Consider the following 10,165-nt stretch of genomic DNA (forward strand, 5'->3'; position numbering starts at 1 on the left):
GCCCACGCCTGACCGCGGTCATGCTCGCCTACGGCACCGAGCCCTGGCTGGTCGACGCCGCGCAGGCCGTGCTGGCCAGCACCGGCGTCGACATCGAACTGGTCGTGGTCGACAACGGCTGCACCGGCGACGGCATCGACGTGGTCAAGGGCCTGCCCGGCGTACGGGTGATCCGGCCGGAGGAGAACACCGGCTACTCCGGCGGCTGCAACCTCGGCGCCACCGAGGCCACCGGCGACTGGCTGGCCTTCGTCAACTCCGACGCGATCGTGGCCCCCGACGCCCTCGCGAAGGTCGTCGCGGTGGCCGCCGAACCGGGCGTCGGCGCCGCGATGGCCTCCATCCGGCTCGCCCACGACTCGAACCTGATCAACACATCCGGCAACCCGCTGCATTTCACCGGCCTGTCCTGGGCCGGCGGCAACGGCGAGCCGGCCAGCGCCCACGCCCTGCGCACCGACGTGCCGTCGCTGAGCGGTTGCTGTTTCGTGATCAGCCGGCAGCGCTGGACGGAACTCGGCGGCTTCCCGGCCGAATACTTCGCCTACCACGAGGACACCGAGCTCAGCCTGCGGTTGTGGCAACGCGCGCTACGGCTGGCGTACGTGCCGGACGCCGTGGTGCGCCACCACTACGAGTTCTCCCGCAACGACCTCAAGCTCTACCTGGTCGAGCGCAATCGCCTGATCACCCTGCTCACCGCGTATCAGGGCCGGACGCTGGCGCTGCTGGCGCCGATGCTGCTGCTCACCGAGGCCGCCATGCTCGCCGCCGCGCTGGCCGGCGGCTGGGGGCGGCAGAAGGCGCGCGGCTGGGCCTGGCTGTGGCGCAACCGGGGCTGGGTACGGGCCCGCCGCCGGCGGTTGCAGGCCGAACGCACCGTCGGCGACGGCGCCCTCGCCCAACTGATGACCGCCCGGGTGGCCCCGTCGAACGTGGACACACCCCCCGGCATGGGCGTGTTCAACGCCGTCGCCGCCGGTTGGTGGGCCCTGGTCCGGCCGCTGCTGGCGCACCGCTGACCGGCCGTCGCGCTACCCGCTCGCCCGGCCTCCGGGCGCACCCGGGCCGGTGCGGCCTCCCACGCCCGAGGCGTGCCGGGCCCGGGTGGCCGACGCCGTGGCGAAGGTGGCGACGGCCCGCTCCCACACCGCGTCCAGGTCGGCACCGGGCGGGAACCGGCCGGCGAGTTCGAGGTCGACCAGGCCATGTGCCATGCCCCAGATCGCCCGCGCGGTGGGCAGGTCTCCGGCCGTCAGCCGGAGGAGGGCGGCGGCGGCCTCCGTCTCGACGCCCGGCTCCAGCCGGTCCCGCGCGAGGGGCTGCCGGGTGCTGAGCTCGTAGAGCCGGGGATGCGCCAACGCCCACCGCCGGTACACCGCCGCCAGCGTGGCCAGGTCGCTCGTCCGGGCCAGCGCCTCGGCGAGCCGCCGGAGCGCGCGTTGTTGCAGCGCCGCCTCGATCTCCGGCTTGCCCGACACGTGCTTGTACAACGACGGGGCCTGGATCCCGAGTTCGTCGGCGAGTCGGCGCATGGTGAGGCTCTCCGGCCCCTCGGCCTCCAGCAGCCGCTGCGCCACGTCGATGATCTGCTCGCGCCGACTCACGTCACCCTCGCTACCCTCGCGCTCCGGATCGCCAACCGCGGCAGAGCAGGTACGCCACGACCAGCAGCACCGACAGGCCACCGTCCCAGACCAGGATCTGGCCGGTGCCCGGCACGTCCCCGGCCACGGCGTACCCGACCGCGGTGAGCGTCAACGCCAGCTTGTGGAAAATCACCAGCTCCCACACCCCCCGGTATGCCTGCGGACGCCAGGCGAGCAGGGCGAACAGCCCGGCGAAGACCACCAGCCCGTACGCCCGCCAGGTCTCGACCACCCGTACCGCGGCTTCGGACTCGACCACCATGCCGGCGGCGCTCGCCGCGGCTACGGCGGCGCTGGCGGCGGCCACCCACATCAGTACCCGCCCGATCCGCCCTGCCGCCGAGGACGCGGCCGCCTGGCCGGTGTCGGCAACTGTCGCACTGCTCATCTTGGGACCATCCTCTCGCGGCTAACGCCGTTAGCCTCTATTCAACGGCTAACGACGTTAGCCGGCAAGTGCCACGCCTCGACAGTGGCGAAGGTCGCAGCCGGCGGAGAAAGACGCGGCGCCCGACAGCAGCAGCTGTCGGGCGCCGGATGGCTCCCGGACCGTCGAACCCGGACGGCGGGGAGGTCAGGCCTCGGGCTTGTCGCCCGGCTTGTCCTCCAGGTCGGCGGAGCCGGCCGAGGTGGCCGGCTTGTGCGCCTCCTCGGTCGGCGTGGTCGGGGTCTTCGCCCGGTCGCCCTCCGCCTCCGCCTCACCCGCCGCGCCGCCGTCGAGCAGCGCGGTCAGTGCCGCCCCGGTGATCCGCCGGAAGGTACGACCCACCCGGCTGCGGTCCAGGATCGCCACCTCCAACTGATTGGCGGCGATCGTCCGGGCGGCACCGCCCTCCCCGCCGACACTGCCCAGCGCCTGCACCGCCACCCTCACCGCCTCACCGAGTGACATGTCCGGCCGGTGGTGCGACTTGAGCACCCCGGCGATGGCGTCGGCCTGGCCACCCATCGCCATCCGGCCCGGCTCGTCGTTGACCGACCCGTCGTAGGTGAGGCGGTACAGCGCGTCGTCCTCGGGCGTCGCACCCACCTCGGCCACGCAGATCTCCACCTCGAACGGCTTCGACTGCTCGGTGAAGATGGCGCCGAGGGTCTGCGCGAACGCGTTGGCCAACGCCAGACCGGTGACGTCCCGCCGGTCGTAGCTCAGGCCGTTCAGGTCGGCCATCCGCACCCCGGCCCGGCGCAGGTTCTCGAACTCGTTGTACCGGCCGACCGCGGCGAAGCCGATCCGGTCGTAGATCTCGCTGACCTTGTGCAGGGTGCTGGAGAGGTTCTCCGCGACGAAGAGGACCCCGCCGGCGTAGCTCAGGACCACCGCGCTGCGCCCCCGGGCGATGCCCTTGCGGGCCATCTCGGAACGGTCGCGCATGATCTGTTCGGGCGAGGCGTAGAACTGCATGGCCACGGCGGCGGCTCTCCTTTGGGCGCTGTGCTGGGGAACTGTGGTCAGGTGCGGGCGGGGCGGCTCAGCCGCCCGGGTTCTCCATCCGGCCGGCGACCACGCTCTCGCCGATCGCGGCCGTCTCCGCGTCGGTCAGCCGGTACGTCCCCTCCGCCGTCGCGGTCATCACCACCGGGAAGATCCGCCGGCTCAGGTCGGGCCCACCGGTCGCGGTGTCGTCGTCGGCGGCGTCGTAGAGCGCCTCCACCGCCAGCCGCACCGCGTCGTCGACGGACAGCCCGGCCCGGAACCGCTTCTTCAGCGCCGACTTGGCGAACAGCGAGCCAGAGCCGATCGCGTCGTAGCCGGTCTCCTCGTACGGGCCACCGGTGACGTCGAAGCTGAAGATCCGCCCGGCCCGCGCCGGGTCCTTCGCGGCGAGGTCGAAGCCGGCGAACAGCGGGATCACGGCCAACCCCTGCATCGCCGCGCCGAGGTTGCCCCGCACCATCGCGGCGAGCCGGTTGGCCTTGGCGTCGAGGGAGAGCATGGCGCCCTCGATCTTCTCGTAGTGCTCCAGCTCCACCTGGAACAGTCGCATCAGCTCGATGCCGATGCCGGCGGTGCCGGCGATGCCCACCAGCGAGTACGCATCGGCCGGGTGCACCTTCTCGATGTCCCGCTGGGCGATCAGGTTGCCCATGGTGGCCCGCCGGTCGCCGGCCATCACCACGCCGCCAGCGGTGGAGATGGCCACGATCGTGGTGGCGTGCGGGGCCAGGTCGGCGGCCAGGCCCGGAGGCAGCGGCCGTCGGCCGGGCAGCATCTCGGGGGCCACCTTGCTCAGGAACGAGGTGAAGGAGGACGTCCCCGCGTTGGTGAACACATCTGGTAGACGCCCGGATGGATCAAAACCCGCTGCCACGTGGTTCCTCTCAGGTACGTGATGGCCCTGGCCAGCCTCGTTGGACTGTCACGGAACTGGCCAAGACCACCGTTGCAGTTGAAGCAGATTATCCCGCGCACCCACCCGGTGCGATGATCGTGGTCCACTTGTTCCGGATCGAGGTCACCGGTGGCGGCAGTGCGTGCTGGCACTGCGGGCATGCCGCGTCCACCCTCAAGGGGTGAAACGAACATATGCCCTATTCGCCGCCCTTCTGGACGTATCCCCTCACGAACTCTTCGGCGTTCTCCTCCAGGACGGAGTCGATCTCGTCGAGCAGATCGTCCACGTCCTCGGTGATCTCGGCGTGCCGCTCGGCGACCTCCGGGTTCGCCTCGACGGTGACGTCCTCGATCTCCTCGCCCTGGCGGGACTTGCCCGTCTGCGACTGACCGCCGCTGTCACGAGTGGCCACTGTTGCCTCCTCCACGATCTCCCTGCGATGAACTTACCTCGCGGGAGCGACGAATCGCCCGCCGCGCGCCGGTACCAGGACCGGCGCGCGGCGGCAGCTTTCGGCACGGGTCACCTGCCGGGCGGTGCCCGACCGCCGGCTCAGCCGCCGGTCAGCGTCTCCAGCAGATCCTTGGCGCTGGCACAGCGGTCGAACAGCACCCCGACGTGCCGCTTGGTGCCGCGCTCGGGCTCCATCATCGGCACCCGCACCAGCGACTCACGGCCGACGTCGAAGATGACCGAGTCCCAGCTGGCGGCGACCACCTCGGAGGCGTACTGCGCCAGACAGCGGCCCCGGAAGTAGGCACGGGTGTCCTCGGGCGGCTCGGTCATCGCGGTACGCGTCTCGTCGTCGGGCAGCAGCGTCTTCATCGCGCCGCGGGAGACCAGCCGGTGGTAGAGGCCCTTCTCCGGGCGTACGTCGGAGTACTGAAGGTCGACCAGCTGGAGCTTGTGCGAGCCCCAGCCGAGCTTCTCCCGGTCCCGGTAGCCCTCCAGCAGCCGCAGCTTGGCCACCCAGTCCAGCTCGTCGGCGCAGAGCATGACGTCGCGCCCGAGCCGGTCCAACACGGCCTCCCAGCGGTCCAGCACGTCGGCGGTCTGCTCGTCGACGTCGCTGCCGTAGCGATCGTCCACGAACGCCCGCACCCGTTCCAGGTACGCCCACTGCACGTCCAGCGCGGTCAACCGCCGCCCGTCGCGCAGCCGCATCCGGTGGGTCAGGGACGGGTCGTGGCTGACCGCACGCAGCTCGCCGACCGGGTCGGCGATACCGAGGTCAGAGCCGAGCGCCTTCGCCTCGATCATGGTGAGGATCAGTGCGGTGACACCCACCTTCAGATAGGTGGAGATCTCCGACAGGTTGGCGTCGCCGATGATGACGTGCAGCCGGCGGTACTTGTCCGCGTCGGCGTGCGGCTCGTCGCGGGTGTTGATGATCGGCCGCTTGAGGGTGGTCTCCAGACCGACCTCGACCTCGAAGAAGTCGGCCCGCTGAGAGATCTGGAAGCCGCTCTGGCCGCCGTCCTGGCCAATGCCGACCCGCCCGGCGCCGCAGACGATCTGCCGGGTCACGAAGAACGGGGTCAGGTACGCCACGATGTCGGCGAACGGCGTCTGCCGGCGCATCAGGTAGTTCTCGTGCGCGCCGTAGCTGGCACCCTTGTTGTCGGTGTTGTTCTTGTAGAGGTGGATCGGTGCCGTGCCGGGAATGGTGGCGGCCCGCCGCGCCGCCTCCGCCATCACCCGCTCCCCCGCCTTGTCCCAGCGGACTAGGTCACGCGGGTTGGTCACCTCCGGGGTGGAGTATTCGGGGTGGGCGTGGTCGACGTAGAGCCGTGCCCCGTTGGTGAGGATCACGTTGGCCAGCCCGAGATCCTCGTCGGCGAGCGCCTCGGCCGGGTCGTACGCGGCACCGGAGTAGGTGAAGCCTCGGGCGTCCCGCAGTGGCGACTCCTCCTCGTAGTCCCAGCGCGCCCGACCTCCCCGGTTCAGTTCCGGGCGGGCGCCGTAGGCGTTCACCACCTGGGAGGAGGTGACCATCGGGTTGGCCCCGGCCTGGCCGGGCACGGAGATGCCGTACTCGACCTCGGTGCCCATGATCCGTCTTACGCTCATCGACCTACCCGCTTCGCTTGCCCGACCGGTCCCCCGTCATGTCGAGCGTAGTCGGCGGTCGGGCCTACAGGGGGCGTGGCGGTGCGGTCGGAGCTGGCGGGTCGCGCCGGTCAGTCTCGCGGCTGGTCGACGAACATGGTCTCGATGGTGACCCGGTCGCGCACTTCCGGGGTCGAGGGCAGCAGTTTCTTGACCCGGCTGCGTGCGGCGGGATCGACGACGACCAGCCGGATCTCGCCGGGCACCGCGTGCAGCATCTGCCAGGTCCGACCCGGCTCGGCGAAGACCAGTCCGTAGATGGCGGCCTCGGTCTGTGCGGTGGTGCCCTGCAACGTCGAGACGCAGATGTTCTCCAGGTAGGAGCGGTAGGTGCTGGCGTAGTCGAGGACCAGCGTGGTGACCCCGTCGACGGCCGGATAGGCGCGGTTGACCTGATCGCACACCACGGCCGCCCGGTTGGGGTGGTCGACCTGCTGGTGCACCCAGCGCTGCGCCCAGGTCTGCGGTCCGACGACGAGCAGGCTGCGGTGCCAGCCGGTGACGCCGCCGAACAGCACGACGGCGGCGGCCACGGTCACGGCGGTGAGGCCGGCCGTGAGGCTACGGATCGGACGGCCACGACGTGGCACGGGCAGCAGCCGCACCACGGCGCCGGTGCCCACGATGAGCAGCACGGTGGTGAGGTGGCCGGCCTTGTTGAAGTAGTAGCCGAGTTCACCGCCGAGGCCGACGCTGGCCTGCCCGACGGCCGCGGTGAGAATCCCGCTGACCAGTAGGACGAACAGCCAGCGTCGCCAGGCGGGGTCACGGCGGCCGATGCGTACGGCGTGCCAGAGCAGGGCCGGTACGACGAGGGCGCCGAGGCCGCCGAGGGCGAGCCAGGTCTCGGTGAGGTCCGGCCCGACGGTGGCGGTGAGCGCCTCGGTCTGGTTGGCGCGGAACACGCCGAGCAGGATCGGCACCGGGGCGAGGGCGACGGTGGCCAGTCCGACGGCCAGCGCGGTGCGGCGGGCCCGGACCACCGCGCGCCGGTGCACCAGCAGCGCACCGAGCACGAGGACGACTGCGGCGGGCAGGAAGAGGTAGTAGGTGTAGCCGATGCCGACGAGCAGGACGCCGAGCAGCACGAGGTGTTCTCGGGGTGCGGGGAGCGGCCGGGCGACGATGGCGGCGAGCACGACGGTGAGGGCCAGCCCGATCGTCTCGGTGGGGTAGCCGGACCACAGCAGCCGGGGCAGCTGGCTGCCGAGAACGAGGGCACCGACGACGACGGTGAGCACCGCCCGGCTCAGCGGATGCAGCGGGCCGGGCAGGCGCTGGGCGGCCCAGAGCAGGGTGAGCACGAACAGCCCGAAGCCGGCGATGTTCCACCAGAGGAAGGGCTGCACCGCGTCGGCGCCGCCCGGCGCGGTGCCGGCCGGGGTGAGGTGGCCGTCGAGCAGGGCGACCAGCAGGTGCCAACCCTGCGGGTAGTGAACCAGCAGGGAGAGCAACTGGTCGCGGACGGCGGCCGAATCGAGGAAGACGTAGCCGCCGTGCCGGCCGATGACGTCGACCAGGCTGAGGTGGCGCAGGTAATCCTCGCCGCGGGTGAGGATGGTGAGCCGGCCGGCGAGGTCGCCGGCGCGCAGCAGAGGCTGGGCGAGGTACCCGACGAGCGCGGCGGTGCCCAGGACGGGAAACAGGTCGGTCCAGGCCGGGCGCGGCAGGGCGGGGCGTCGACCGGTGGCCAGGGCGGCCAGCACGAGGGTGGTGAGGGCGGTGCCGGTGACCGGGACCGGCGCCATCCCCCAGGGCCAGACGGCGAAGAGCAGACCGGCGGCGGTGGTGAGGCCGACCAGCAGGACGGTGGCGAGCAGCAGGCGGTCCAGCAGGGTGCGGCCGCCGCGCAGCAGGCTGGCGGTGGCGAGCAGCACCAGCGGGGGAAGCAGCCAGCGGGCGTCGGCGGCGACCGCGGCGAGCGGCAGGAGCCAGGCCGCGGCCAGCCCGGCCAACGCGACGATCCACCGAGGTCGGTGCTCCGGCGGGGCGGGGCTGGCGGTCGGGGTCGAGGTGACCGGCGGCGCGACTGCGCTCTGCTCGACGGGCACGCGGGATCCTTGGGCGAAATAGGCGGAAAGGCCGCAGTCACCGGCAGAGACCGGCCCTCGCGTGCCACTGTGGAGTGTACGCGCAGGGCCCGTGACGCATCGCGTCACGGGCCCTGATGGCGCGTCCGGTCAGAGATACTGGCCGGTGTTGCTGGCGGTCTCGATGGAGCGGCCGGCCTCGGCGCCCTTGCCGCCGGAGACGAGCGTGCGGATGTAGACGATCCGCTCGCCCTTCTTGCCGGAGATGCGGGCCCAGTCGTCCGGGTTGGTGGTGTTGGGCAGGTCCTCGTTCTCGCGGAACTCGTCGACGCAGGCGTCGAGCAGGTGCTGCAGGCGCAGCCCCTTGCGGCCGGAGGTGAGGAACTCCTTGATGGCCATCTTCTTGCCCCGGTCGACGATGTTCTGGATCATCGCGCCGGAGTTGAAGTCCTTGAAGTAGAGGACCTCCTTGTCACCGTTGGCGTAGGTGACCTCCAGGAAGCGGTTCTCCTCGGTCTCCGAGTACATCCGGAGCACCACCGCGTCGATCATGGCGGCGACCGTGGCATCGGCGCTGCCGCCGTGCTCGGTCAGGTCGTCGGGGTGCAGCGGCAGCCCGGCGAGGATGTACTTGGAGAAGATGTCCTTGGCCGCCTCGGCGTCCGGACGCTCGATCTTGATCTTCACATCCAGTCGTCCCGGCCGCAGGATGGCCGGGTCGATCATGTCCTCCCGGTTGGAGGCGCCGATGACGATGACGTTCTCCAGCCCCTCCACGCCGTCGATCTCGCTGAGCAGCTGCGGAACGATGGTGTTCTCCACGTCGGAGGAGACACCGGAGCCACGGGTACGGAAGACCGAGTCCATCTCGTCGAAGAAGACGATGACCGGGGTGCCCTCGCCGGCCTTCTCCCGAGCCCGCTGGAAGATCAGCCGGATGTGCCGCTCGGTCTCGCCGACGTACTTGTTGAGCAGCTCGGGGCCCTTGATGTTGAGGAAGAAGCTGGTGTGCTTCTCCTCGCCCCGCCGCTCGGCGATCTTCTTCGCCAGCGAGTTGGCGACCGCCTTGGCGATCAGCGTCTTGCCGCAACCGGGCGGGCCGTAGAGCAGGATGCCCTTCGGCGGGCGCAGCTGGTGCTCCCGGAACAGGTCGGCGTGCAGGAACGGCAGTTCCACCGCGTCCCGGATCTGCTCGATCTGCGAGTGGAGGCCGCCGATGTCGGTGTAGCCGACGTCCGGCACCTCCTCCAGGACCAGCTCCTCGACCTCGCTCTTGGGAATCCGCTCGTACGCGTACGCCGACCGCGGTTCGATCATGAGCGAGTCGCCGGCCCGGATCGCGCTGCCGATCAGGGTCTCGGCCAGGTGCACGATCCGCTCCTCGTCGGAGTGCGAGACCACCAGCGCCCGGTCACCCGGGGCACCGTCGGGGCCCGCCAGCACCTCCTTGAGCATGACCACCTCGCCGACCCGCTCGTAGCCGAACGCGTCGACGATGTTGAGCGCGTCGTTGAGCAGGACCTCCTGGCCACGCCGCAGCTCGCCCACGTCCAGCGAGGGGGAGACGGCCACCCGCAGCTTGCGTCCGCCGGTGAAGACGTCGACGGTGCCGTCGTCGTGCCGGGCCAGGAAGACGCCGTAGCCACTGGGGGGCTGGGCGAGACGGTCGATCTCCTCCTTGAGCGTCACGATCTGCGCGCGAGCTTCCTTCAGGGTGCTCACGAGCCGTTCGTTGTTCTCGGTCAGCCGCGCCAACTGCGCCTGGGTGGCGGCCAGCCGCTCTTCGAGCTGCCGGACGTGTCGGGGGCTTTCGGTCAACTTGCGCCGCACCAGGGCGAGTTCCTCTTGAAGAAACGCGACCTGCGTGGAGAGATCGTGGGCCTCCTTCTCCCACCGTGCGGCGCGCGAGTCCGCGTCGTCGCTGCGTGCCACGTCCCACCTCCCCGGGGGGCTCGAACGTTCTGACCTAACACTAGCCGCTATGAGCCCGATTCGGTCCTCCGCAACGCGCCCGTCACCGAAGCTTGATCGCCAAGGGTGGGCC

The 10,165-nt window shown here is 71.0% G+C and carries 10 protein-coding genes; 1 reads left to right on the plus strand and 9 read right to left on the minus strand.

Annotation, left to right across the window (positions count from 1 at the left end):
• Positions 1-1,022 (plus strand): glycosyltransferase family 2 protein (locus C1I95_RS27890; protein WP_199523936.1); only part of this gene is annotated, 1,022 nt, incomplete at its 5' end.
• Positions 1,023-1,034: 12 nt separating this feature from the next.
• Here the strand turns inward: C1I95_RS27890 and C1I95_RS27895 are convergent.
• The 9 genes from C1I95_RS27895 to arc form a co-directional block, all read right to left on the minus strand.
• The gene (locus C1I95_RS27895; RefSeq protein ID WP_111218194.1) at positions 1,035-1,607 is read right to left on the minus strand and encodes a TetR/AcrR family transcriptional regulator; all 573 of its coding nucleotides are present in this window, start codon (positions 1,605-1,607) and stop codon (positions 1,035-1,037) included.
• Between the two features lie 10 nt (positions 1,608-1,617).
• Entirely contained in the window at positions 1,618-2,037 is a 420-nt protein-coding gene (locus C1I95_RS27900) for a hypothetical protein (RefSeq protein WP_111218196.1), read from the minus strand.
• Positions 2,038-2,223: 186 nt separating this feature from the next.
• A complete protein-coding gene (gene prcA, locus C1I95_RS27905) occupies positions 2,224-3,057 on the minus strand; it encodes a proteasome subunit alpha (RefSeq protein WP_111218199.1) in 834 nt (277 codons plus the stop codon).
• A 61-nt stretch (positions 3,058-3,118) separates the two neighbouring features.
• Entirely contained in the window at positions 3,119-3,958 is an 840-nt protein-coding gene (prcB, locus tag C1I95_RS27910; RefSeq protein ID WP_199523937.1) for a proteasome subunit beta, read from the minus strand.
• Positions 3,877-4,173 (minus strand): endonuclease VII domain-containing protein, encoded by a 297-nt coding sequence (locus tag C1I95_RS27915; RefSeq protein ID WP_325048869.1) that lies wholly within the window; start codon positions 4,171-4,173, stop codon positions 3,877-3,879. The genes prcB and C1I95_RS27915 overlap by 82 nt, the downstream gene beginning before the upstream one ends.
• Before the next feature lie 5 nt (positions 4,174-4,178).
• Entirely contained in the window at positions 4,179-4,394 is a 216-nt protein-coding gene (locus tag C1I95_RS27920) for a ubiquitin-like protein Pup (protein ID WP_111218203.1), read from the minus strand.
• A 140-nt stretch (positions 4,395-4,534) separates the two neighbouring features.
• Entirely contained in the window at positions 4,535-6,052 is a 1,518-nt protein-coding gene (dop, locus tag C1I95_RS27925) for a depupylase/deamidase Dop (protein WP_111218206.1), read from the minus strand.
• Between the two features lie 110 nt (positions 6,053-6,162).
• Positions 6,163-8,142, minus strand: a complete 1,980-nt coding sequence (locus C1I95_RS27930) for a hypothetical protein (RefSeq protein ID WP_111218209.1) — start codon at positions 8,140-8,142, stop codon at positions 6,163-6,165.
• Between the two features lie 129 nt (positions 8,143-8,271).
• Positions 8,272-10,053: a proteasome ATPase gene (gene arc, locus C1I95_RS27935; RefSeq protein ID WP_111218211.1), complete on the minus strand. Its 1,782-nt coding sequence runs from the start codon at positions 10,051-10,053 to the stop codon at positions 8,272-8,274.
• Between the last annotated feature and the right edge of the window lie 112 nt (positions 10,054-10,165).

The organism is Micromonospora craterilacus, assembly GCF_003236315.1.
Classification (GTDB): Bacteria; Actinomycetota; Actinomycetes; order Mycobacteriales; family Micromonosporaceae; genus Micromonospora; species Micromonospora craterilacus.

Coding starts and splice junctions, on each gene's coding strand:
- C1I95_RS27900 (WP_111218196.1), bottom strand. CDS start 2,037: ATGAGCAGTGCGACAGTTGCCGACACCGGCCAGGCGGCCGCGTCCTCG.
- C1I95_RS27915 (WP_325048869.1), bottom strand. CDS start 4,173: ATGTTCGTTTCACCCCTTGAGGGTGGACGCGGCATGCCCGCAGTGCCA.
- dop (WP_111218206.1), bottom strand. CDS start 6,052: ATGAGCGTAAGACGGATCATGGGCACCGAGGTCGAGTACGGCATCTCC.